The following is a 24259-nucleotide window of genomic DNA, read 5'->3' as shown; positions in this document are numbered from 1 at the left end:
CCCGGCCCGACCACGATCGGCGTAACACATCAGGTGGTCACATCCCGTTGAGCGGGACGCCACCGACCGTAGCGGACGGACGATCGTGCCCGCTCAACAATGCCCTCGTCCAGTCGATCCGCAGAAAACGGGCAGGTTCACCGTCGGTCACACCACACCTCGAACACCATCCCCGTCACCCGAACGCGACTCCCCAGCGACGCACAGTGATATCCAGGGGGGTGGCGGAGTGTCCCCTGGGTCGGGAATTGGGATCTCGCCCCCTGGCGCTTCCGGGGGTGGTCGGGGCGAAACTTGGGCTGCTTCCGGCGGACCACGGCGGGGAGCACGTCGCCTCGTCTGACCTGCCGGCCAGTCACGCGTCGTCACCGGTCACAGAAGGTTCTGGGGAGCACCACCTCTGGCCGTGTGCACGGATCACCGGCGTTCGCCGGCAGGCAGTCGACGCACAGCGCCACGCGCCGCCGTGAAGCCGACCGGACCGTGCAGGGAAGCCGACCAGACCGTGCAGGGAGCCATCCTCGATGACAGACACAGCAGAGCACGACGCCACCGGCCACGATCAGACCGCACAGGACCCGGGCGGCGACGACCCGGTGGAGGCGATCGGCTGGAGTTCCGCGCGCGGCGGCGGCTGGACCCTCGCCGACCCCGCACGCCGGATCGACCCCATCCCCAGCCTTCACGGCACGCTGCACACCGACGGCCCGAGGGTCGACCGGGCGAGCCGGGACCTGGGCCGCATCGTGTACGCGAGGCCCTCGGCCGTGCTGGTCCCGGGCGATATCTCCGACATCGCCCGGATGGTCGCCTACTGCCAACGCCACGACATCCCCGTCACGGCACGCGGTACCGGCCACGCCATGCACGGCCAGGCACTCGTCCACCGCGGGCTGGTCATCGACATGACCGCCCTGCGCACCATCCACGCCATCGACCCCACCGACTCCGGTGGTCGGGTCGACGCCGACGCCGGCACGTCGTGGTCCCACGTGGTCGCGACCGCCGCCAAGCACCGGTTGGCGTTCCCGTGTCTGACCGGCTACCTGGACCTGACCGTGGGCGGAACCCTGTCGGTGGGCGGCATCAGCGCCGCCTACGGCCAGGGCGCGCAGATCGACCACGTCGTGCGCGTCCAGGTCGTCACGGGCCGCGGCGAGATCAAGTGGTGCGACGCCGAACACAACAGCGAGCTGGGCCAAGCGGTGCTGGGCGGCCTGGGCCAGTACGGCATCATCACCCGCGTCGTGCTCGACCTGGTGCCGATGCCGCAGCGGGTACGCACGATCCGCCTGCTCTACACCGACCCCGCCACGGCAGTCGCGGCGATGACCACCCTGGTCGACCGCGGCGAGGCCGACGAGGTCTTCTGCATGATCTTCCCGCCGGGCCCGGACACCACGCCGGCCTACACGGTCATCGTCGCCGCGTTCGGCGCCCCCGACGACCTGCCCGCCCCCTCCCGCCTCCTGCGGGGACTGCCCGATCCGGCCGCGCCGGTGGAGTCCGAGGACTCCGACTACCTGCACCACGCCACCCAGTACACCGGGCCGATCAACGACGCCCGCGAGCACGCCGGCTGGGACGACATGGTGAAGCCCTGGTTCGACGTCTTCCTGGCCGACGACGACGTGGCCGGTGTCGTCAGCCGCGTCATCGCGGCCATGGAACCGGCCGACTGGTCGCCCGCGGGCGGCGGGTTCGTCCTGTTGTTCCCCATCCTGCGCGACACCCTCACCGGACCCCAGCTACGGCTGCCCGACCCGGACCGCCACCGCACGGACGGCCGCCCGATCGTGTTCCTGTTCGACGTCCTCGACGCCCATCCCCCCACCGACGACCCCGCCTACGCGCAGATCAAGGTGGCCCGCAACGCCCTCTGGTGGCGCGACATCGTCGAACCCGCCGGCGGACGCCGCTACCCCATCGGCGTGCTCGACTTCGGTTACGACGACTGGCGACGGCACTACGGACAGCGCTGGACACGCGTCGAGCAGCTGCGCCATCGCCACGACCCGAGCGGCATTCTCGCCACCGGCCAGGCCGTCTTCGGACACCACTACTGACTCCCGATACCCACCCGACCCATCCGGTAGTCCGGCCACCGTCCAACGGAAGACGGGACAACAGCCGGTCAGCGCGACACCCGGCCCGCAAGCCAGAACGCCATTGCGGGCACGCGCGCCGGCGACCACCCCACCGCACCGCACCACCAGGAGCCGACCATGAAGCACGGGCCGCCCACCCGCGCAGACCGACTACTCGACCAGCTCCGCGCGGAGCTGACCCGCCTGCTCGGTGTCAACGCACTCGACGACCCGCAGCAGGCACTGGGCCTGCTGCGCGCGGTCGCCGCCTCCTGCACCGGCATCGCCACCGAACCGACGGCACCGAGCCTGTTGCGTCGGAACGCGCGACACCTCGCCGGAACGCTCGTGCGCAACCTCGGGCGCTGGAGCAGCATCGACGCCCTGGCCGAACTCGACGACGACGGCCGACGCAAGCTGCATCTCGTAATCCTGCGGCTGTGCATGGACCTGCCGGTCACCGCGTGGCACCTGGCCGGCAGTCTCGGCGTGCGGCAGAGCGTCGACCTGTTCTTCGTACCGTTCGCCCGCCGCGCCATCGATGACGGCAGCCACTTCGACGGGCCACTGCCGCGGGCGCTGCCCTATCTGCGCGACATCGACCTCTCCGACCACGAGCCGACCATCTCGTTCACGGCCCTCCGCGCGGGTTGACTCTCCGCGCCGACCGTTGTCGTTGCACGTCCGGACATCCGCGACGATCACCGGAGAACTGCGGCACGTTCCCCGCGCCTGTCCCCCCGACGGCTCCTTACGGGCAAGGTAATCTCCGGACGTCACAGTCCTCTTACACGTCAGTCACCCGGGCTGGGACCGATGGTGTCCAGGCCGACCAGCGTCGCCCACAGCTCGGCGTCTCTCTCCTCCTGGTTGGCGTAGCCGATGCGGTCGGCCAGGCGGCGCGCCACGTCGGCGGCGGCCGTCGTGGCGGGGTCGAACGTCACGCCGTCGTGGTCGAGCACCAGGTGGCCGAGTTCGTGCAGGAATCCGTGGCGGCCGTACAGGCCGGTCGCGCTGTCGTCGTAGACCAGCATGTCGGCACGGGCACCGCGCACCACCAGGTGCCCGGACCAGCCGAACTTGCTGGCCGGGGCCACGTGCAGGCGGCGACCACGCCAGTCCCCGATGCGGGCGGCCAGCACGGCCATGCCGTCGGCGTTCCAAGGGTGGGGGATCAGTTCCCACGTTCACTCGGTGTTCGATCGGCCAGGCAGGCACCCAGCTCTACCCCGGCAGCTTCGCCACGCCTACGCCGCAGACATTCGGCGTGGCTCCTGACCGGTCGAAAAACGCGGCTTCGGAGTCGATCCCCTCGCAAAACAGAGGAAGACGCGGTCGACGCGGTGGTGGGCGCGGCCGCGGTAGGTGAAGTGGGATTCGTGGACCCAGAGTTCGGGGCCGATGCTGGTGAGCACGATGCCGGTTTCCTCGCCGACTTCGCGGCGGACGGTGTCCGGTAGTGCTTCACCGGGGTCCTGGCCACAGCTGGGCAGTTCCCACCAGTGGTGGCCGGGTTGGTCGGGGTCGCGGGCGTGGACGAGCAGAACGCGGTTGGCCAAGTCGAGCAGGAGTACGCGTGCGCCGACGCGTGGGGCTGGACTGGTGGTCGTGGTCATCGGGTGCGCTTGGTCCTCGCGTCGGTGGTGGGCGCGGGTCTGGTGGCGTTCGTCGTCCCGAGGAGGTCCGGCCGCCGGTCCGAACAGGTCCGGTTCGGGCGTACGAGGTCGGCCACCACGCGGGGCGACGTTAGCAGCGGTCCCCTCTGGTGACGGCCAGCGGACAGTGCGCGGGCTTCTCGCACCGACGTCAACGGGCGGTCTGGGTGAACCCGCTGCGGAGCGCGGCCGAACGCATGCGGTGGCCATCGTCCAAGTCTGAACCCGACTTCCTGGAGTGCCGCGACATCAGTGGTAAACCCGATGTCCACCCGGAAGGGCTTCGTGGTTGCCGGTGGCGGAGGTCTTCGTCCTGCCGACTGTGAAGGCAGGTCCGCCCAGGGGGATCGATCGGCGTGCACGACACGCCGACTCGATCGTGTCGGTGGTGGGTCGTAAGCTTTGTCGCGGACACATGGGGCTCTGCTGCTGAGCCAGTGACCGTTTCCCCGCGTCAGCGGGGGTGAGCAGCCGGCATCGGGCGACCAGCGGTCCGATGAGGATTCCAACGACGAGGTGTGCGTCCGCGACGACACCCGTGGCACCTGCGCGCGCCCGGATTCCCTGCCTCATCCCTGCGTTGAACGGAGTTTCACCGTGCACCCGAGTCTCGACCGTCACACCGGATCGTGTCGCCATCGCTTCCGGGAGTCGGACATCGCCGTGCGGCCGCCCGGCGACAACCCTGTCCGCACGTGGCAGGCGATCACCACCGCGGCGGACCGGGCGTGCGGGCTGCTGCTAGCGTCGCGCGGTCGGCGGGCCGGGTGCACGCCTATTGCGATCCCGGGCCGGCGAGCCCTCTGCAGAGAACGAGCTGCCCGGCCCGCCGACCCGCGCGCGGCGGGGGTGCGGGTGTGAAGCCGCCGCTGTTTACCGCCGGCGTGGACTGGTCGGAAAACCTCAACGACGTCGCCGTGGTCGACCGATCCGGCGAGGTGGTGGCCCGGGCGCGCGTCGAGGAATCCCCCGAGGGGGTCAAGCAGCTGCTCAGGCTGCTGGCCGGGTTGCGCAGCAGTCACCGGCACAGTCGCAAGCAGGTGCCGATCGGCATCGAGTCCACTCGCAGCCTGCTGGTGGAAGGGCTGCGGGCGGCCGGGCAGACTGTTATCGCGATCAACCCCACGGTCGTGGACCACTACCGGGGGCAGCTGACCCCCACCAAACGCAAAAGCGACAAGGGCGACGCGGCGCTGCTGGCCGACATCCTGCGCACCCACGGTCACCGTCACCGGTCTCTGCCCGAGAACTCCGAGTCGGCCGAGGCGGTCGCGGTGCTGGTGCGTGCGCACTGGCAGGCGCAGCGCACACGCCAGTACCAGTACAACCGGCTGAGGTCGTTGCTACGCGAATACCATCCGGCCGCGCTGACCGCGTGGGCCGACCTGCCCGGCAGGCTGCTGCGCCCCGAGGCACGCGCGGTACTGCGGCTGGCGCCCACCCCGAGCTCCGCCGCGCGGCTGACCATCCGACAGCTTCGTCGCACGCTGGCCGAGGCCGGCCGCACGCGGCTGTTGGACCAGCACGCCGACCGGCTGCACACCCTGTTCCGCGCCACGGTGCTGCGCCGCCGCCCCGGCGTGGAGGAGGCGATGGGTGTGCAGGCCTTGGCGTGCCTGGACATGCTGGACCTGGCGTGCGCCACGGTCGATGCCCTGGCCGAGCGCATCGAGGACGCTTTCCTGCGCCATCCCCAGGCCAAGATCTACCTGTCGTTCCCCGGCGTCGGCGTGCTGACCGGCGCGCGGCTGCTGGCGGAGATCGGCGACGACCCACTGCGCTTCGCCGACGCACGCGGTCTGCGCGCCTATGCCGGTGCCGCACCGCTGACGTGGGCCAGCAGCACCAGCACGTCGGTCACCCACCGCAGGATCGCCAACCTGCGTCTGAAAGCGACCGGACACACCTGGGCGTTCGCGACCCTGACGCGTTCGCTTGGCTGCCGGGCCCACTACGACCGTCGTCGCGAACAAGGCGACCGCTATGCCGCCGCGCTGCGGCACCTGTTCGGCCGGCTGTTGGGCTGCCTGCACCGCTGCCTTGCCCGCGAAGAACTCTACGACGAACAGGTCGCCTTCCCCGCGCGGCGACCCGACGCGCTGGAAGGTTAGGGTCTTCTGTGGACGAAGGGACGTCCGGGACGCCCAGGAATCGACCCCGGGCCACAGAGCCCTTAAGCGGGAACGGTTGCCCGTTCGCCCCTTCGTCCAACCGGGTTGCGCGGGCGACACGATAAAAGGTCGGGCACGCCGCAGGGGTTCGATGCATTCGCCGGTAAGGCGCCGGGCATCGTCGACCACCGGCAGTCGCGGGGTCGAAGCCAGCACGCCCAGCAGGCTGGTGGTGAGCTGGAACCGGTTGACCGAGAGCGGGGTTGAGTCACCGGTGAGCGCGGTGACCAGTTCGGCGACGGTACGCCGCACGGTCGGGCGGCTGGGGAACGACAGCGAGCAGGTCACCACGCGGTGCTCATCGGCGTCGCGCAGGCGTTCGAGGTTGCCCTCGACGGCGATGTCTTCCCAGTGCCGGCCGCACCGTGCATGACGCCCAAGGCCCGGCGCTAGACCAGGTCGTCGATGATGCGCGCGGTCTGTTCGTACTGGTGCGTGTCGCGCCCCGCAGGCCGAGGAGGTGCGGGGGTCTGCGGGTCCCATTCGGTGTCGGTGTCTCCGGCTGCGGTGCGGACGCTCGACAGGTCACCGGTCCCCGGTGGGCCCGTGGAGGTGTTCGGTGGCGGTCCAGGTGTGCACGACACCGCCTGGAGCCGGGTACTGGACCACCAGCCCGAGTTCGAACGGCACGAGTTCGCCGTCGCGGTCGGGATGGTCGTGTTCGGGGTGGTCGAGGTGGTGCGCGTAGACGACGCGGACCGCCAGGTCGACGGCGGAGCGCAGGAACACGTCCAGTGCCATCGCGGTGGTGCCGGCCGGTCCGACCAGGGTGTGCACGACACCGCCGGTGAGCAGACCCGGCCACAGCGTCAGGCTCGGGTGGACGGTCGTGGTGTAGCCGAGCAGCCGTGGCCAGCGGTGCGCGCGGGGCATGAGAAGCCCCACCGGTGCAGTAGCCGTCCCGGGGGCCGGTGGGGGTGGCGTCGGGTGGTGGGCGGCGGGAAGCGGCATCGTGAGTGTGCTCCTTGCGCTGGTCGCGGCCGGTGTGGTGTGCGACGAACCGACAGGTGCAGCGACCGGGCCTCGGACGAGTTCGCGGAGGCGGGATCGGGGCAGGATGAGGTGGGCGGCGATGTGGACGTCGCCGTCGCCGTAGAGCAGTTCCTCCGGCGCGACGTGGAAGGCGGTGGCCAGGTTCAGGATGTCGAGCATCGAGACCTGTTGGCGTTGGGCGAGTTCCCAGGCGGCGTACTTGCTGCGGGTGATCGGTGTCCCGTTGCGGAGCATCAGCCGTACGACCTCGTGTTGGGTGAACCGGCCGCGGACACGCAGACGCCTGAGGTTTTCGGCGATGACCTGGGCCGGCGTCGCGGGCGGCGTGACGGTGCCGGCCACCGGTGCGGCATCGGTCGGCGGTGGCGTCGCGGAGCCGGTGGCGGCCGGGTCGGTCATCGGGACCTTCCCTGACCGTGCGGCGGAACGATGAGGCTGCTGGTCGAGCGGGACAGCAGGCCGGAGGCACGGCCGGCGACGAGTCCGTCGCCCAGGCGACGGACGGTGGCCTCGATCCTGGCCATGGAGGCGATGGCGTCCGGGTACGGCTGGAGGAGCATGCCCAGGGCTGCCGGGAGCTGGACCGGGTCGATGTACTTGACCGACCCGGCGGCATCGACGGCGGCGACGACCTCGCCCGCCTCGTGGTCGTGCCGGTAGGTGATGCGCAGCCCGGCGACGGTGACGCTCGTGGTGGGGATCGCGGTGATGTCGCCGGCGGCGGCTACCTTGTAGTGCAGGCTGAGCGTGGCGCCTTGCCGTTCGGGCGCGACGGGGCGGCCGTCGACACGGGCGACCTTGTCACCGGCGAAGCTGATGACGGCGAGCGCGTCGCCGAGGAAGTCCACCAGGGCACGCATCTCGGCGTGCATGCCGCGCAGCCGCGGACGCGTCATCGTCGCCGGGTCCAGGTCCGACGGCAGCGGTTGGTCGGCGAAGTCGGCCGCCCGGGTCCGGATCTCGGCGTGGATTTCTCTACGGGCTTGGAGGATCTGCTGTTCGGTGACGGTGTGGCCGGGCCGGCCGAGGGCGATGTCCAGTCCGTGCAACGCTGTCTGCGTCGCGGGGTCGCGGAACAGGTAGTCGTCCTTGCCCACCGGGCTGGCCAGGAACTCCTCTAGCGCCCACGGCCCGTCGAGCCGGGCCAGCGCCTGTGAGCACAGCTCCTCGTACTGGTGCAGCAACTCTTGGGGCATGTTGCCCGCGAGGTTCCCGTGTTCCCAGAGCAGGACGCGGGATTCGCGGAACAGCGCCTGCTCGGTCCAGACGGCCAGTCGGGCCGCCGCTGCGCCGAGCGGATCACGTTCGTCCCGCAGGGCAAGTCGACCGGCTTCCGTCGACTGTCCTGTGTCCGTCGACTGGGCGGGTTCGCCGCCGACGGCCTGGGCAAGGCTGTCCTGTCGGTCCACCTCGCGCCTCAGCACCGCGACCACCCGCTGCGGTGCGTCGGGCAGCGTGTAGAGCTCGTCCGGGCGCACCCCAGCTTCCTGGAGCACCCACAGTTCGTGGATCAGGGTCAACGAGCGGAGGTAGCAGCGGGCGTGTTCCACGGCGGCGGGGTCGTAGGCGGCCTCGATTGCGGCGACCTCGTCCTGGTCGGGGTTGGCGAACCCCTTGCGGGCCAGCGCGTGTTGCTCGGACGCCTGGTTCCAGCGCCGTTGGATCTCGACGCGGTGCGCGTCGGTGTCCGGGTGGCCAGGGGTCAGCGCGGCGGACACCAGTTCGATCATCGGTGTGGTGGTCAGGTCGTGGACCATGGGTCATTTCCCGACCGGCGTGTCGGTGGCCAGTGCGGTGCCGGCGCTGTCGACGATCGCGCCCGGCCCGTTCGACGCGGGCCCGTTCGACGCGGATACGGTCGGAGTCGCGGTAGCCGTGGTGGGCGGGATGTGGTCGAACAGCGGCTTGAGGCGGGCGACGAGCGGGCCGACGGCGAGGGCGAGCAGGACGCTGCCCGCGCCGACGACGCCGGTCCGCACAGCTGCGGCCGGGCCGATCAGCAGCAGACCGCCGGCCAGGCACGCGAGGTCCAGCACGATGCGGGCCCTGGCCCGGTCGTAGCCGTGGAGGTGGAGGTGTTCGATGATGCCGTCGCGGGGGTTTGCTCCCAGGTGAGCGCCGAGGTAGAGGGCGACGCCGAGGGCGAACGCGAAGCCGCCAGCGGGCAGTTGCGCCAGGCGCAGTGGCAGTTCGCCGTAGGTGGGAACGATGGCCAGTGTGAGGTCGCAGCCGACGCCGGGCATGATCGCGGCGAGCAGGGTGGCGGGGCCGGGGCGGATGCGCAGCGGCACCCACAGCGCCAGCAGTACGGCCTGCACGGCGATGATGCCGCCACCGAGGGTGAAGCCGGCGCGGTCGGCGACGGCGGCGTGCAGTACGTCCAGAGGCAACAGGCCCGACTGGGAGCGGACAACAAGCCCGACACCGACGCCCATCAGGGTGGTGCCCACGACCATCTGGATCACGCGGACCACCCACGCGACCCGACCGGATGCGCGCCGCGGCGGCGGTGTCGGTGGTCGGCCACGCCAGGCTGGTCGACGCCTGGTCGCCCGGTGGCGACCCGGCCGGGGACGCGATTGACGGGCATCCGGTTCACCGGTCGCCAGCGCGGTGCGCGAGGCGTTGTCGCGCAGTGCCGTGTGGCGGGTCACCGCGACCTCCTCCAGGGTGGGTGTGCTTTGTGTGGGTGCGCGGCCGGCCTCGCGGGGTGCCGCAGGACCGGACCGCGCGGGTGGAGAAGCGGCGTTGTTCCGGGCGCGCGGCACGGCGGTGGTCGCCGTGCCGCGCGGGGAGTCTGCTGCTCGGGGTGGCGCGGTGCGTGTGCCGGACGTCCCCGACGACGGCGGTCCACGCGGGTGAGGACGCTCAGCAGTAGCGGATGCACCAGGCGTTGGTGATCAACCCGGCGCCCTGCAGGTCCGGGTGGCGGCTGAGGTTGGTGGTGCTATTGGGCCCCACCCAGATGTCCCGGTAGTTCGCTCCGTACCAGAAGTTGACGCGGATGATGATCCAGCTGTTCTTGCAGTGTCGGTACCACGCGTCGCGGCCGGTGTAGAAGCCGCAGTCTCCGTAGGCCAAGGTGCCGACGCCGCCGGCGGTCGACGACGGCGAGGACGGCGCCGACGGCGCGGCGGGCTCCTGTCGGTTCTGCGCCCCGAGGGTAGTGCCCGAAACCTGGGAGCCGGGCGTGACCGTCTGGATCTGGGAATGCCGTCCGGTGTCGGTGGGGCCGTAGGGGCCGCCGAGAGCCATCTGCGCGGAGGCATTGCCGGCGAGGCTCAGAGCGGCGCCGACGGCGACGGCGAGCACGAGGCCGAGGCGGGTGAGGAACTGTCGCAGTGTCATCTTTCTGTCCTTGGTGTGTTGTGCGGTGGGGACCGGTTCGTCGTCGATTCCGGTGTTGTCGTCCCGGCCGCCGTCGCCGGCTGTGGTGCGGCGGCCGGGGTCCGGGATGTGGTGGCGGTGAGGGCGCGGCCCGCCCGAGGGCGTCCACGGGCGGACCGCGCGGGTGGAGCAGCATGGGCGTCCGCTGGCCGCCGCGACGGGGAGGTACTGTCGTGACGGTCGTGGCGGGTGGGGGCCTGCTGCTCCGGCCATGGGCGTGCGTGGCGGGCGTCCTCCGACGCCGGCCGGTCCGCACAGCCTGCGGCAGTCGGGTCAGCGGGCCCGGAGCCCGAGGAACTCGCCGTAGATCTGCGAGTCGGACTGCGAACCGTGGGTCTGCCCGTACAGGCGTACCGAGTCGGGGTCGACCGCCGAGTACGGCGCCTGGAAGTCGGGGTCGTTCAGCGCCATCTGCGCGGAGGCGGTGCCGGCCAGCCCGAGACCGAGACCGGCGGCGACCGCGACGACGGCGCCCAGGCGGGCGATGTTCTTGTGCATGTCGTTCGTCTCCTTGGTCGATATTCCGTTGTGCAGCCGCTGTTTGCGGCTGGCCACGGTCCGGTGTGGACTGTGGGCGCTATGGGCGCGGCCCGCCCCGGGGGTCGCGAGTGAGGGCGGGCCGCGCTGGTGGAGCGGTCCTGGCGTGGACCGTCAGCCGGTGACGGGGTGGTGGCCGTCGACGGGCTGGGGTCGGGGTGCGGGCCGCTCCGGCTCCGGGGTGCGGGTGGTGCCGCGGCTGCTGGGCGCAGTGGTGGTGGGGCGTGTGGCGTGCGTGCTCGTGGTCGTCGGTGCGGTGCTCGACGGTCGCGTGGTGGTCGGCGTGGTGGTGGACGGCTGCGTCGGCCGGGTGGTCGTGGGCGCGGTTGTGGTGGGCGGAATGCCCTTGGCGCAGTTGACGACCGCTGCGGTGATGGTCTGCGACGCCTTGCCGTTCGCGCCGCGGATGGTGATGACCGCGCCCGGCCCCTTCTTGTATTCCACGCTCAGGTTCGGGGCGGGGTTGACCGGTCCTTCGCCCTCGGGGTAGGTGATCACGCCGTTGTCGCACTTCGCGCTGATCGGGCCGAAGGTCACGCCGCCGACCTTGATGCCGGCGACGCGGGCCTCGGCCATGCCCGCGCCCGCCTTCACGCTCACGCCACTGGCGGTGAAGGTGCCCGCTTCGCCGGAGACGTCGCCGCCTGCGGTCTTGACCTCGCCGGCGGAACTGACCGACGGCTGTGCGGAGACCGGGTCGACGCCGATGGCGGACACGCCGTAGGCGGTGGACGTCTCCGCCTGCGCTTCGGCCTGCGCCGTGGTGGGGCTGCCGGTGAACAGCACGGCGCCGGTCGCGACGCCGAGCGCGCCGAGCGCTGCGCCCGCAAGCACGGCGCGGGCGCGGTGGTGGGTGGTGCGGACCACGAATCCCCCCTTGTGTGTGGTGTGGCCCTGGTTGGGTGGGCCTGATGTCGATCAACCGATCAGCACCGGTGTCCCGAGTGGGACCTGGGTGCTGAGGACTTCGAGCGCGTCCGGTGGGACGCGGATGCATCCGTCGCTGGAGGCGGTGCCGTAGACGTCGCCGGTGGGCCAGGTGTGGATGCCGACGGTGCCGGGGCCGCCCGCGTAGCTGGTGTGGGTGTCGCTGTGGGTGCCCAGCGGCAGCACGATCGGAGAGAAGGTGGGCTTGGTGTCGCGGATCGACGCCAGCAGGAACGTCCGTCCCGGCGGGGTCGGCGACTCGGCCTTGCCGATCCCGACGCTCCAGCGGCCGACCTCGCGGTCCTCGTGCAGCAGGGTCATGGTGAAGGTGCCGCGGTCGACGACGATCCGGTGCGAGGTGTGGGCGGTGGTGACGCGCGGGTCGTTGGTGAACACCCAGCCGGTGGAACGGCCGGGGCGTACCGGCAGCAGCACACGTGCCCATCCGGGCTGCTGGTCGATGATCGGCAGCCAGGTGTCGTTGGCCAGTTGCAGCGGCGGGAGGGCGGCGATGGCGCGGTCGCCGGGCGCGAGGTAGACGGGCACGGTGTGGGTCGGGTGTAGCACCCGACCCGACGGTGCGGCGGTGCCCTGGTCGGGCGGCGCGTCGCCGACGGTGCCGAAGGTGGTGGCCTGCGGCAGGTTCGCCAGTTCGGTGTCGCTGACCGGGCGCGGTTCGACGGCCGGTTCGGCGTCGCGGGCGGGGTCGGCCAGGCCGTGCTCGCCCGGCGCGAGGTGCACCGGTCCCGCCGAGACGGCCGGCCGGGAGGTGAGGGTGACGAGTCCGGCGAGGGCGAGCGCCACGGCCGCGACGAGCACCAGGCCGACGGCCACCGGCCTCGACCGGCGACCGCGCGGCGTGCCCACCGGTCCGGTCTGCGGACCGGTCACAGTGGATGTGTCGTCCTCGGCGCGGTCATGGTGGTGCTGTTGGGCGTCGTCGGTCACCGATGGTCCCTCCTTTGAGGACGGTGGGAGTGGTGGGAAGCGGTGGGGCGACGGCGGGCCCGTGTTTCGCCGCCGCCCCACCGGGCTTACTTGCCCAGGGCCGTGGTGAACCCGGCCGTGGGCGTGCCGATGCCGGTCACCGGGTCCCACCCGGCGCCGGACTGGAGGGTCTGCGGCTTGGTGTCGAAGTCGATCAGGTAGCTGCCCAGGCCGCTGGGGACCTCGACGTCGGCGAAGCCGACCATGCCCGGCGTCCACAGCGCGGCCGCGACCGGCTTGACGTCGGCCACCTGCGGGTCGCCGACCATGTCGTAGAGCGCGTCGTTGAGGAAGCCGAAACGCTGCACGCCCTGGCGCTGCTGGGCGTCGGCGACCAGGCCGGCGATCAGCGGCGCGGCCAGCGAGGTTCCGCCGCTGATGGACTCGTGGAACACGCCGTCGACGGTGTAGCCGATGGCGATGCCGGTGTAGGGGTCGGCCAGCGCGGAGATGTCGGGCATGACCCGCTTGCCGCCCGACACCGAGGTCGGCACGACGCCCTGCTGGTAGCCCGGCGCGGGGAAGTAGATGCTCGCGCCGCCGCCCGCGCCGCCGGCGAACCTGCCGTCACGGTCGTTCTGGGCGACCCAGGTGTTGCCGGACTGGGTGTAGCCCGAGCTCTGCCACCCGGTGGCGAACGTGACCTTGTTGTCCGCGTCGAGGGCGACGGTGGTGCCACCGACGGCGGTCACCCACGGATGTGACGCGGGCCAGCTGGCCTCCGGTCGGCCCTGGATCGCGCTGTTGTCGCCCTGGTCGCCGGAGCAGAACAGGATCGTCTGCCCCTGGATGGCGGCTTGGACGGCGATGGCGCCCATCTGCCGGCGCTCGGCGGCCGACGCCAGGCTCTCCCCCGGCATCAGCCACGAGTTGGAGATGACGCTGGCCCGGTTCTCGCTCACCGCGGTGTTCAGCGCGGCGTTGAGGTCGAAGCAGCTCTGCGCCCCGTAATAGACGATCTTCGCGGCGGGCGCGATCTGGTGGATGGACTGCACGTCCAGCGCCTGCTCGCCGTACCAGGCGTCCGGCCCGCACTGGTCGTGGTCGGTGAAGTTCGACGGCAGGACCGCGCTGTACTGGCCGGGCGCGAGCGCCGGTGCGCCGAAACGGCGCGCCGCCTCGTTGGTGTCGGACTCGATGGTGGGCAGGTTGTAGGCACCGACCACCGCGACGGTCTGGCCCGCGCCGGTGTCGGAGCCGGTCAGCCCGTAGATGGCGCGCATCTGCGGTGCGAGGTAGCCGCACAACCAGTTGGACTGCTGCCCGGCGGCGTGCTTCTGCGGGGCGCCTGTGTTGTTGTGCTCGCCCCAGTATGTCGCGCAGGCGTCGGTGTCGGCCGCAGCGGACACGCCGTCGCCGGGCGTGGCCCGGCCGGTCGCGGTGTCACGGGGCCGGGAGCCGTTCGGTGCGCGCAGCGCGATCTGCTGGGTGGTGACGGTCTTGGCGGCATCGTCCAAGCCCAGCACCGCGCTCACCGCGCCCCGCAGCGTGCGGGGCAGGGAGATCGACTGCTCGGGAGCGGCCAGCACGTGGATTCGGCCATCAGGGGTGGAGATCCTGAACTTGCCCAGGTTCACCCTGAACGCGTTCTCGATGCGGCCGACGTCGCCGGTGACCTCGACGAAGTGACGGTTCGCGCTCACCCCGTCCACGCGCAGGCCCTGCGAACGCAGCCACTCGGTGACGCGTGCGACGGTGTCGTCCGAGGCGGCGTAGCGCCTTGTGAACTCCTCGCCGCTCAGGTACCGACGGTACTGCGGCGAGTCGGGGTCCGACACCGCCTCGGCCAACCGCTCGGCACCGTGCGGGTCGCGCAGCGCCAACGCGACCTTCACGCGCCGCTGCTCGCGGTCGTCGACGCTGCCCACCCGCGCCTCGGGTTTGGCCCACTCCGGCGCGCTGCCCTCCACCGTCGCCTGGTCCCCGTCCGGCTGCGACAGCGCGATCTGCGCCGACGCGGGACCGCCCATGACCCCGACGAGCACCGCACATCCGGCCACGACTCCCGCGGCACGGGATTGTCGACGTGCCATGAAATAGCCCCCCGAATCTGTTATCACGAAACACCACGAGAAGGCGTCCGACGTCACCCGCGAATCGCCGTTCAATACCCGACGGGCGGGTGTCGAACATCCAGCGAATCGGGCGGCACCCCTGTGCGAGACTCCCCCTCGATGATGCGACCGACGTCCCCTTGTCAGCCTGAGCAGGCCCTCTTCCCTGCCCGCTGGACACACTGCCTCATCAACCATGTCCTGGTCAATCATTTCCCGACGTGTCCGTCATTTGATTTCCAGAACATTCCACAGGTCATTTTCAGGGAATTGCCGACTAGCCCGGACGATTTCTCGACCAGGCTGGACGGACACCTTCGTGAATTGTCGTGGTGATGGGTGCCGGTCCCGCCGCGCCCTGTATCGGCCCACCCGATTGGCAGTGCGCGGCGAGACCGACGTCGGTCGTCGCGTCGCGGTTCGGCGCTGGGGTGCCACCTCGTGCGACGTGGCGACCGCTTCCCTCTCTCCCCTTCCTTCGGGGTGCCGTCGGCGCGTGGCATCGCCGAGCCACTCGTCCCGCCGCGGACATCGGGGTGGTTCGGCGGGACCGCCTCAGGGGCGTGGTCTCACCGGCCAGGCAACCGGTGCGCCACGCGCCGACGGACGTCGGAGCCGTCGGGATCGACGGCAGGATGGAGGTTTCCGGTCGACGCGGTCAGGCGACGACTCAGAAACGGTCCGAAGTGGACTGTTGCGGCGTGTGCGCGGGGCAGGTGCAGCCCGCGCGCAACGTGCCGTGGAAGGGGTAGCGCCACCAGGTGTGCGCGGTGTCGCCACGCTCCCAGCGCTCCGGTCGTACCCCACCGGGCGGCATCCCGGGCGGCCACCAGGCCGGGCGCGCCGGACGGATCACCCCGCGTGCCAGGTCGACGTCCTCGCCGGGCTCGCTCAGCTCGGACACACAGGTGGTCAGCCGTGGCGCGACCTCCCGCCAGGCCTCGCGGGTCAACCGTCCGACCACCCCCGCGCCGTACACGGCGATCGCCAACTCGTCCTCGACCAGCTCCAAGTGCAACTCGAAGGCGAGGTCGAAGCCGCGCTCGGCCAGGATCCTGCGGGCGGCCCACAGGTCCTGCGATGGCGGTGCGCCGACTTGGGCGCGACGGGCGAACAGCTCGGGCTCGGTGGCCCAGATCAGTTCGGCGTCGACGTGCGTGCACCGCGTCCGCGCCAACGCAGATACCACACCGGGTGACGACGACGGCCAGACGTGCCAGTCCAACATGGACGCCAACCAGTCCGGGACGAGGCGCTGCGCGGGGTGCAGCCGCCCGCCACACGCGCCCGGCTCGGGAAGGAACACCACCGCCCCGGGCGGTCCGAGATCGTCCAAGCCATCAGTGATCACGTGACATCCCCCAATGTCAACATCGGCCGCACGCGGCCTTCCCCCGTAACACCCGTCCCGCCCCCTTGTCCGGGCGTCGAGTCGGGCATCGTTGTACCGCCCCCGCGGCACAACGGTTACTACGTCGATGGCCGATAGCCGACCAGTCGGCGAGACGTGCCCGGTCCACTTTCAAGGTCCCGGCTCACCTGCACACTAGGCACCAACTTGACGCTGAGTCACCATCGACCTGTTGGTAACACTGTACTTCACTCGAATGGAGTACAGAACCGTAACTTTATGTAGCTGACTGGTGGCCTGGGACGGCTCGCGATACATGCGGTGTGATCACAACCGACCGCGCCGGCGTAGTGTGCGTGGACCACGGTCGAGGGGTTCGTTCGTCTAGTTCGTACGGAGCAGCGCCGCGCTCACGGCATGCTCGAGCATTTGCCCATAGTGGACGTCGCCCTGGTTGCCCTGCGATGGCCGGGAACATGAGGGACACCGGTCGCACACCCGACGTGGCCGTCGGGACGTCTGCCCGTCTCCGGATGGCTCCGGTTCGTCGGACGAGTACGAGTTCCGTGGGGTTCTTCGACTATCCCGGTGTCCCGCCAACTGCCCGACCACGCCGGCGGTGGGCATCGCCAGTTCGCCGCTTACCAGGATCAGCGGCTGTGTGGGTCGTGTGCCGCCGCCACGTCGACCAGGTACGGCTTGAGGTGTTCGGCGATGGCCCTGGCCAGCGACGGCGGCACGGCGTTGCCGATCTGCCTGGCCACCTCGATCTTCGAGCCGCACCACTCGAACGAGTCCGGGAACGACTGCAGCCGCGCCGCCTCCAGGTGCGTGATCGGGCGGTCCACGCGGTGCCCGTCCACGCCCGGCTCCCACTGCGGGTGCAGGTAACGCCCCTTCTCCGGCTTGTAGAACTCCGTCCGGATGGTCACCGACGGCTCGTCCCACCGCATCCGGCCCATCACGTCCGTCGTCCCGGTCTTCTTCTCCCGCCAACACCGCGGCAGCAGCTCCGTCGGCAGGTCGAACCGGCCACCACCCGGCGGGATGTGCCGGTACCGCTCCAACGACAACGGCGTCGGATTGCGGCCAACGTGCAGGTCCAGACCTTTGAACGGCCCCGGCACCGTCGTGCCGAAGAATTCCGCCTGTGAGTCCGGCAGGAAGGTCGTCGCCGGCCGTTCCGGCAGGCCGCGCAGCACATCGCCCACGGTGTGCCAGCGGTCGCGCGAATGGGTCGGCGCGGGCAACGGGATGCGCCCGATCCGCGACCCGATCACGATCGCGCGCCGACGCCGTTGCGGCACACCGAAATCCGCCGCCGACAGCACACCTGCGGTCAGCTCGTAGCCCTCGGTCTCGGCCTCGAGCAGGGCGAACTCGGTCGACGCCAGGAACCGGTCCACGTTCTCGATCACGAACACCGCTGGCCGCGCCCTGCGCACGAACCGCAGGTACTCCCGCCACAACGAGTTGCGCGGGTCGTTGACGTCCTTCGAGCCCAGGTTCGAGAACCCCTGGCACGGCGGACCGCCCACGATCACGTCAACCTCGGGGATCGCGGCGTCCGGCACGGCCGCGATGTCCGACCAGCGGATGTGGTCCTCACCGAAGTTCGCCGCGTACGTCGCCGCCGCGTGCAGGTCCCACTCGACCGCCATGACCGGCCGGTAGCCGCCCGCCGCGGCGAACCCCGAGGTCATGCCACCACAGCCAGCGAACAGGTCGATCAGTGACAACACCCCCGCCAGCGTAAACCGACAAGCGCTCGACGATGCCTCCATCTCCCTGGCAGGACCTCAGCCAGCAGACCGCCGACGATTCCTGCGGTCACGAAGCGCCTGCCTCAAGCGGCGCCCAGGAGGCAAACCGATCACGATCATGGCGAGCCCTACCAACAACATCGCCCCGGCGATCCACCACCCAAGCCACATGGCTTCCATCTTGCCATCCAGATATCAAACTAACGCTCGTGTCTGAGCGCCCGTTCTACTCTGACCGCACCGCGCCTCCGGTCCCGCGTGTCAGTCAAGAGATCTCCACGAACGCATGGAAAGGGCTGGTAGCACTCCTACGCCGCCGGATCACTCGCACGCGACTTCCCACTGCGAGAGTGCCCTGATGGCCAGGCCATTACAGGCACGGACGTGCAACTGTTCCTGGACTCGATCGGCACCCACGTGCCTACGCTCACCGGGTCTCCGCTCGACACGAGCCAGCCCCAGAACACCGTCAACACTCGGTCGTCGGGTCGACGGCGGCGAGGAGATCGCCCAATTGCGGCAGCGTTCACTCCAACCGGTATTAGTGGCGACACGTATGGATGACTGCGGCCGTGTTCGGCCTGGTGCGGTGTTGTCCTCAAGCTGTGGGCGAAGACGAGGACCCGTTCCCGATCCCGCCTCCCGAGGAAGACGGCTTCGGGGGTGGGAAGGACTGGGACGCGCTTCTGGATCAGGTGCGGCCGGAGGAGTCCGACATCCCAGGCGCCGCGCACACGGCGGCCGTGCTCGGCGCGGTAGTGCGGCATCCACGAGCGGTGGAATCGCCCGAGTTCATTGAAGTGAACCTCGCCGTGCTGCAAGTTCTGGCGGACCGTAGTGGCGCCACAGGCGTGACGGTCGCCGAGATCTACCAACGGTTGAGTGACAGATGGCCTGCTGCTGCGGTGCGGGACGCCGTGCTGTGGTTAGCACTGGCCCGCACGATCACCCGCACCAAAGTGGACAGACCGCAACTGCTGCCCAGGCAATCCATGGCGGTGGCGCTGGAGTTGTCGCCGACGCTCAACGATATCCGTGGGAATCATCGGCTGCTGGAGATGTTTGACCAGTTGCGCACGGAGGCTGACTCCGGTGCCGCCGACAAGTACCTGTTGGCGATGTTGGTGCGTCTGCGTCGGCAGATGTCGATCTACACGTTCCACGCCCGTTCCGCGTTCCGTGACGGCGACATCCAGTCGATTCCGGCGCACATCGACGTGGACGAGACCGAGTTCAAGCGGCGATTCAAGCAGGCCAGCGAGGCCGTTGTCGACCACCTTGCGCTCGTCAACGGCCTCGCCGCGCTCAACACAGCGGTGTACGACTACGTCGACGCACAGGGCTATTGGGTGACGCGACTGCTGGCCGGACAGCCCATGGCGGATCCGCTCGACGAGCTGATGAGGCAGCCGTGGCCGGGCACGCGGTGACTACCCGGCGACACCGATCCGATCCGAAACCCTCCGGCCTCAACGACCGCCGGGCGCAAGTCCAAACAGCGTCAGTCCAACGAAGTTGCCCCACCTGCGGACACAGACCCGCTCACTGGCGGACGGCAGCGCAACATCGAGCGGATTTGGCCGAAACCTGGCTGGAGTTCGACCAGCACGGCGACCTCGTCGAGAGCCACTACTGCGCCAACTGCCAACCATGCGGCCACGTCGAAATTGTCGAATGCTTGGTCTGCGGAGCCGGCCCGATCATCGCCTACAGACCGATGGCGAACAGCGCCACCGACGAGGACAAGCCCACGTCGGTCCACCGCTGGCTGATCGCACACGGCTGGAACCACGACAAGTCAGGCGGATGGACATGCAATAAGCACCAACGCCGCCTGGAACTCGACCCGGCAAGTTGAGAGCCCACGGGCCAGAGCCTCGAACGTCCCATCTCCTACCCCGACGTGACGACGGCACCGCCGTGAACGATTCGGACGAGGTGGAAGGCGCCGAGATCGTAAGTGAGAACGGCCGCGTGACCGTGCGGAGGCTGGTGAGGTGGCTGCGGAAGAAGCGGATGGAGTGATCGTCTGAGGTGCCCCAGTTCACGCACGTCGGCGACGACCAACGGGCGAACGCCACGGGCACATCCTGTCACCACAACCACCCCTGCCGAAACACAGGGGCCGACGCCGGGTGCCGTCGCGACCCCGAGCGGGCAGACACCCGGTCGTCGGCGACGAGCGGGTTCGGTTGAGTTGGTTGGTGAACTCCTCGCCACGCTTGGAGCGCTGTTCCACAGCGCCCCGAGCCGACGCAGGGCGATGGTACGGCGGCCGCGTGGTAACGGTCTCGCGGTTGTCGTGGTCAATGAATGAGCAGCAACGCTCGACCGGCAGCCGCGGACACCGGCCGGTCTGCCACGTACGCGATCGACCCGTTGATGCCCTGCCCGACCGGGACGGTGGTGTTCGCCGCGTCCGGCGGCGGATAGCAAACCGGGCGACACCGCCGAGGAACACCAGGACGTCGCGATGGTCGAGGAGCAGGCAGTCTCCGAACAGTCCCGACCGCCGATCCCCGCTATTCACTCCCTCTGATCAGCAACAGTCACGCCCACCTACCCGAAACCGGCCAAGCCAACCGGACGCCGAGGACAACAGGGGCGGGGCTCCATGTGAGAGGAAGCGCAGCTGCTGCCAGAGCCGCTGGGAGTGTGCCGGCCGCGATGCGGCACCGGACGCCGGGCCGGAGGCGGGTGGGGTGCAGACTGTGCGGTATGAGCACGTGGAACCGGCCAGGAGGCCGTCGTGGCTGATCCGTGGGCGGTCGTGGGCGCGATCACCGGTGGAGTGGGCGCGGTGACCGGCATGGCCGCGCTCGGAGTCGCTGTCTGGGCCGCGCGCAGCGGCAGCAGATCCGCCGATGCCGCCGCCGACTCGGCGGGGGCCGCCCGGGCGTCGGCCGACAGCGCGGCCACCACGGCTCGAATCGAGGGCGACCGCCACCACCTCGAGCTGATCCCCGCGCTGCGTTTCAGACTGACAGTGGACACCACCGAGGCCGGGTCGACGGCCGCACGGCTGGGAGCCACGGCCAGGCTGACCATCACCCTCGACGGACCCCAGGACCTCGACGGGGTCGCCGTCGCCATCCGCGACGACCGGCCCGACCGGGCCCCGCACACCGCAGGCAGGCCCACCGCCGAGGACATCGCCGCCACGCTGTGGGGACCGTGGCGGTTCCGGCCCGGCGTCGACCACGCCACCCGCGACGGGCGCGCCGTCCCCGCCCGACCACTGGCCCGCCGCGACACGCTCGTGTTCGCCCTGGATCCCGCGCCCGTGCCTGACTGGACCACAGCCGATCTGTGGACCAGGACCCATGCCGACGCGCCTCTGCGCCTGACGATCACGTGCACCCGCGCCGGACACCAGCCGTGGGAACTCCGCGAGGACGTCTACCCCGAGCCGGCGGACCCGTAGCGGCGCGACCGCCGAACCCGCGTTCCACGCGGCCATGTCCACAGCCTCACGAACCGCTCCACGGCACCATTTCGACCGGCAACAAATCACGTCCTGATGCGGCGTACTCACCGAATGCCTCGGAACTCGCCATCGCCAACGTCCAACGTCTCACCGTGGACAACCACCGGCTCACCCAAAGCACTCGAAGCCGCCACCGCGGTCACCCGCTCTGGGAGTCGGGGCGCGGAATGATGGCCGGTTGGCAACGACGCTACGTGCCGCCGGATCTGAGGCTCTGTGGCTTTCTCGTCGAGGTCCGGCGAACGCGACCTGAACCAGCTTCGGCAGTATGACGGGGGCGTCAGCCGTGTTGGGCGTGGAGGTCGGTCAGGAGTACGTCCAAGCGGTTTTCCTCGCTGACGCGCTCTCGACGGTGGCGCATGGCGGTGGCGAGGTCCGGGTCCCAGGGTGTTGCGGGTACGTCGTCGCTGGGGAAGCGTTCGCCCTCGGCCGGCGCCGTCAGGTAGTCGGTGGCGGTGAGGCGCCAGGGGAATCCGGCTGTGCCTGCGTGTCGAAGCGCGGTGATGGCGCCACGGAGCCCGCCGGGTTCGAAGTCGGAGGACACCGCAACTCGCCATCCGGATGCCGCGGCCGCAGAGATGACCTTGGTGGCGGCGACGCTTGGCGTGCCTCCTCGGCAGAGAACGGCTGCGTGGGCGTCGCATGCGACGATGGCGGTGAGCGCGCTGATGCCTTCCACCACCCACAGCGTGGTGGATTCGGGTTGTGGCGGTGCGATAAGCGAGCGGTCTCCTCCACTGGTGATGACACCGAGCGTCAGGACGGCGGGTTCCTTCGCAGCCTGGTACGCGGCTGACACCGCTGCGGCGGGATGGTCGGGGTCTATCGGAAGTCGCCACCCGGAAACCTGGCTCGATACCGGATCGACCAGCACACCGACGGCGGCCCATGCCTCTCGAACGGCAGCGCTGTCCGTGGGTGGTGGGTGTCCTGCGATGGCGGCGGCGAGTCGTGCACCGAGACGGCCCAGCGTCGTGTTGGCGTCAAGCCCGTGTGTTCGCCGTACGGTGTGCGAAGCAAGAACGGACAGGGGGATGCCGTTGGCGGGCAGGGCGCCTGCCAACGCACAGAGCTGGTCGACGAGTCCTGCCCGTGCGTCGCCGGAGGGTTCGATACCGGCGATGAGCCGGGATGCGTCGTTGCCGGCCCAGGCCTTCGCCGCCGGCGGGACGGCGTCGATGAGCTTGCCGGTCAAGAGCGCGTTGAGGCCGTCACGGTGATCAAGCCATGCGCACAGTGCGGGTCGGGTTCCGGGTCGCGGTTCGATCCGGACGAGACGGTCGAGCTTCGTCGTGGCGTCTGACAGGTCGAGGTCGTAGAGCAGGCGGAACCAGCCGGACATGGCCGCGGCTTCGGCGATCGCCTGCCCGCGCCGCCCACCGCGGCGTGGGGTGCCGGCAGTGATAAGCCACCGCAGGTCCGGCTCGGACAACGCGAGCGTGCTATCGATGGTGATCGGCGGTTGTCCGGGTCTGCGCACCCAGACTCGGTCGTAACGCAACCGGCCGCGTTGGTCGACCCGGTCCCGGGTTCCCCGGTCGGCATCAGGTACCTGTTCTACGGCCGCGTATGCCTTCAGCGCGGGATTCAAGCCGTCAACGGCGACGGGATGGCCTTCAGTCAGCATGGCCCTGGGCCCGTCGATGGGCGGCTTGAGCGGCGACGACGTGGTCGTAAGCGATCAGCAGCGCCGACCATCCCGGCCCCCTGCTGCTGGTCAGGGCGTCGCGCAACGGCACGAGTTCGCTGTGGTTGCCGTGCGTGCCGCCAGCGAACATGTAGGTCGGTTCGTTGAGCAGGTCGGCGTCGGACGGGTAGCGCAGGAGGAGGACTTCGGAGCAGCGTGCGAAGGCTTCGTGCTGGATGTCGTCCTGAACGGTCGCCATGACGGTCATGCCGGTTTCCTCCGCTGCCCGGCGTAGAGCGTCGAGCACGCGTTCGCGGTGGGCTTCGCCCAGTCCGTCTCCGAGTTCGTCCAGGATCAGCAGCCGGCCGATCGGATCATCGTTGGCCAGGAGTGCGGCGAGAACGAGTTGGATGGTGGCGAGCTTGTACTGGGCGGTGTTGGCGTCTTCGTGATAGGGCACGTGTTCGAGATGGCCGTTGTCCGGTGGGCGGCGTGCCCAGCGGGGTGTCGCCAGCAGTGTCCAACCACGGCTCGTCGGCTGGTTGTCCTCGGGTAGGTCCAGGCTGGGCGGGTTGATCTCGAAGTGGAGGTCGCCTCCGTGCCCGCCGTGGCGGAAGCGGATCTCGTTGAAGCGATGGGAGACCGCTGTGAACAGTCCTCGGATCTGGTGTTCGAGACCTCGTTGCAGGTTGCGCAGGTGTGCGTCGGTGGCCTGGATCTCGTCGTAGGCGTTGTCGTATTCGCGTTGCAGCCGTGCGTGTTCGGTTCGGGCGCGTTCCAAGGCGGACTTCATTCCCTGCGCCTGGCGTCCGATGGTGGTTCGCAGGGCCGCTATCACCGAGTCGAGAGCGGCGACCTCTCGCGCTTCGCTGTCCCGCGCCCGGCGGCGATCGACGCTGGCGACCTGTTCGTGGTAGCGGATCAGTGCCGTTCGGGTGACGGCGTCGAGGTTGGTGTCCTCTGTGATCGTTGCGCGGGTCTGCTCGTTTCGAGCACCGGTCACGGCGACGGAGATCCGAAGGTCTGCTTCCAGCCGCGTCAGGTACTCACGGTGGCTGACGGCGCCCGACAGCGCCGCAAGCACCTCGTCGACGCGGGCTTCGAGGGCGGTAGTCACGTCGCCCGGCAGTTCAAGCGGATGGTGTCCGGTGAGCACGTCGGCCAGCGAGCCGTCCGCGCGTGGTGCGCAAGCATCGAGGTACGCGGCCCACGTCGGCAGGAGGAGCTTGTCCG

20 protein-coding genes are annotated in these 24259 nt (G+C 70.1%); 6 read left to right on the top strand and 14 right to left on the bottom strand.

Features of this window, described 5'->3' with window-relative positions:
* The first annotated feature begins 524 nt into the window (after positions 1-524).
* Together ALI22I_RS20140 and ALI22I_RS20135 are read left to right on the top strand one after the other, a co-directional pair.
* On the top strand, positions 525-2066 hold the full coding sequence (locus ALI22I_RS20140; RefSeq protein WP_077007076.1) for an FAD-binding protein: 1542 nt from the start codon (positions 525-527) through the stop codon (positions 2064-2066).
* A gap of 159 nt (positions 2067-2225) precedes the next feature.
* The gene (locus ALI22I_RS20135) at positions 2226-2741 is read left to right on the top strand and encodes a hypothetical protein (RefSeq protein WP_077007075.1); all 516 of its coding nucleotides are present in this window, start codon (positions 2226-2228) and stop codon (positions 2739-2741) included.
* 140 nt (positions 2742-2881) lie between these two features.
* Here ALI22I_RS20135 and ALI22I_RS20130 read toward each other — a convergent pair whose 3' ends face one another.
* Together ALI22I_RS20130 and ALI22I_RS20125 are read right to left on the bottom strand one after the other, a co-directional pair.
* On the bottom strand, positions 2882-3235 hold the full coding sequence (locus ALI22I_RS20130) for a hypothetical protein (protein WP_077007074.1): 354 nt from the start codon (positions 3233-3235) through the stop codon (positions 2882-2884).
* A gap of 99 nt (positions 3236-3334) precedes the next feature.
* A complete protein-coding gene (locus tag ALI22I_RS20125; RefSeq protein WP_077007073.1) occupies positions 3335-3703 on the bottom strand; it encodes an NUDIX domain-containing protein in 369 nt (122 codons plus the stop codon).
* Positions 3704-4599: 896 nt separating this feature from the next.
* Between ALI22I_RS20125 and ALI22I_RS20120 the strand changes: the two genes are divergently transcribed.
* The gene (locus ALI22I_RS20120; RefSeq protein ID WP_202971021.1) at positions 4600-5853 is read left to right on the top strand and encodes an IS110 family transposase; all 1254 of its coding nucleotides are present in this window, start codon (positions 4600-4602) and stop codon (positions 5851-5853) included.
* Positions 5854-6438: 585 nt separating this feature from the next.
* On the opposite strand, the gene ALI22I_RS20115 is transcribed toward ALI22I_RS20120, so the two are convergent.
* The 10 genes from ALI22I_RS20115 to ALI22I_RS20070 form a co-directional block, all read right to left on the bottom strand.
* A complete protein-coding gene (locus ALI22I_RS20115; protein WP_077007072.1) occupies positions 6439-7305 on the bottom strand; it encodes a helix-turn-helix transcriptional regulator in 867 nt (288 codons plus the stop codon).
* Positions 7302-8663, bottom strand: a complete 1362-nt coding sequence (locus tag ALI22I_RS20110) for a hypothetical protein (protein WP_077007071.1) — start codon at positions 8661-8663, stop codon at positions 7302-7304. The genes ALI22I_RS20115 and ALI22I_RS20110 overlap by 4 nt, the downstream gene beginning before the upstream one ends.
* A gap of 3 nt (positions 8664-8666) precedes the next feature.
* Positions 8667-9371 carry a YczE/YyaS/YitT family protein gene (locus ALI22I_RS20105; protein WP_077007070.1) on the bottom strand — a complete coding sequence of 235 codons (705 nt, stop codon included), beginning with the start codon at positions 9369-9371 and terminating at the stop codon, positions 8667-8669.
* 403 nt (positions 9372-9774) lie between these two features.
* Complete coding sequence (locus ALI22I_RS20100; protein ID WP_077007069.1) at positions 9775-10254, bottom strand: DUF6355 family natural product biosynthesis protein; 480 nt, start codon at positions 10252-10254, stop codon at positions 9775-9777.
* A gap of 312 nt (positions 10255-10566) precedes the next feature.
* A complete protein-coding gene (locus tag ALI22I_RS20095; RefSeq protein ID WP_143532321.1) occupies positions 10567-10848 on the bottom strand; it encodes a hypothetical protein in 282 nt (93 codons plus the stop codon).
* 96 nt (positions 10849-10944) lie between these two features.
* Positions 10945-11697, bottom strand: coding sequence for a TonB-dependent receptor (locus ALI22I_RS20090; protein ID WP_077007067.1), 753 nt, complete (start codon positions 11695-11697; stop codon positions 10945-10947).
* Positions 11698-11748: 51 nt separating this feature from the next.
* The gene (locus ALI22I_RS20085) at positions 11749-12705 is read right to left on the bottom strand and encodes a L,D-transpeptidase (protein ID WP_238598475.1); all 957 of its coding nucleotides are present in this window, start codon (positions 12703-12705) and stop codon (positions 11749-11751) included.
* Positions 12706-12791: 86 nt separating this feature from the next.
* Positions 12792-14777, bottom strand: coding sequence for a S53 family peptidase (locus ALI22I_RS20080; protein ID WP_083751871.1), 1986 nt, complete (start codon positions 14775-14777; stop codon positions 12792-12794).
* A gap of 691 nt (positions 14778-15468) precedes the next feature.
* Positions 15469-16149, bottom strand: a complete 681-nt coding sequence (locus tag ALI22I_RS20075) for a hypothetical protein (protein ID WP_143532320.1) — start codon at positions 16147-16149, stop codon at positions 15469-15471.
* Positions 16150-16799: 650 nt separating this feature from the next.
* A complete protein-coding gene (locus ALI22I_RS20070; RefSeq protein ID WP_238598474.1) occupies positions 16800-17891 on the bottom strand; it encodes a DNA cytosine methyltransferase in 1092 nt (363 codons plus the stop codon).
* A gap of 626 nt (positions 17892-18517) precedes the next feature.
* On the opposite strand from ALI22I_RS20070, the gene ALI22I_RS20065 reads away from it, so the two are divergent.
* From ALI22I_RS20065 to ALI22I_RS49390, 3 genes are all read left to right on the top strand, one after another.
* Entirely contained in the window at positions 18518-19342 is an 825-nt protein-coding gene (locus ALI22I_RS20065; protein ID WP_077007064.1) for a hypothetical protein, read from the top strand.
* A 146-nt stretch (positions 19343-19488) separates the two neighbouring features.
* A complete protein-coding gene (locus ALI22I_RS20060; RefSeq protein ID WP_077007063.1) occupies positions 19489-19770 on the top strand; it encodes a hypothetical protein in 282 nt (93 codons plus the stop codon).
* Positions 19771-20661: 891 nt separating this feature from the next.
* The gene (locus tag ALI22I_RS49390) at positions 20662-21336 is read left to right on the top strand and encodes a hypothetical protein (protein ID WP_077007062.1); all 675 of its coding nucleotides are present in this window, start codon (positions 20662-20664) and stop codon (positions 21334-21336) included.
* Between the two features lie 343 nt (positions 21337-21679).
* Here the strand turns inward: ALI22I_RS49390 and ALI22I_RS20050 are convergent, their stop codons facing one another.
* Entirely contained in the window at positions 21680-23026 is a 1347-nt protein-coding gene (locus ALI22I_RS20050; protein ID WP_083751868.1) for a DUF2399 domain-containing protein, read from the bottom strand.
* A complete protein-coding gene (locus tag ALI22I_RS20045; protein WP_143532319.1) occupies positions 23016-24143 on the bottom strand; it encodes an ATP-binding cassette domain-containing protein in 1128 nt (375 codons plus the stop codon). Before ALI22I_RS20045 ends, ALI22I_RS20050 begins: the two co-directional genes overlap by 11 nt.
* Between the last annotated feature and the right edge of the window lie 116 nt (positions 24144-24259).

The organism is Saccharothrix sp. ALI-22-I, from assembly GCF_001984175.1.
GTDB lineage: Bacteria > Actinomycetota > Actinomycetes > Mycobacteriales > Pseudonocardiaceae > Actinosynnema.
The sequence above is the reverse complement of the archived record's forward strand: the minus strand, read 5'-3'. Positions and strand labels throughout refer to the sequence as shown.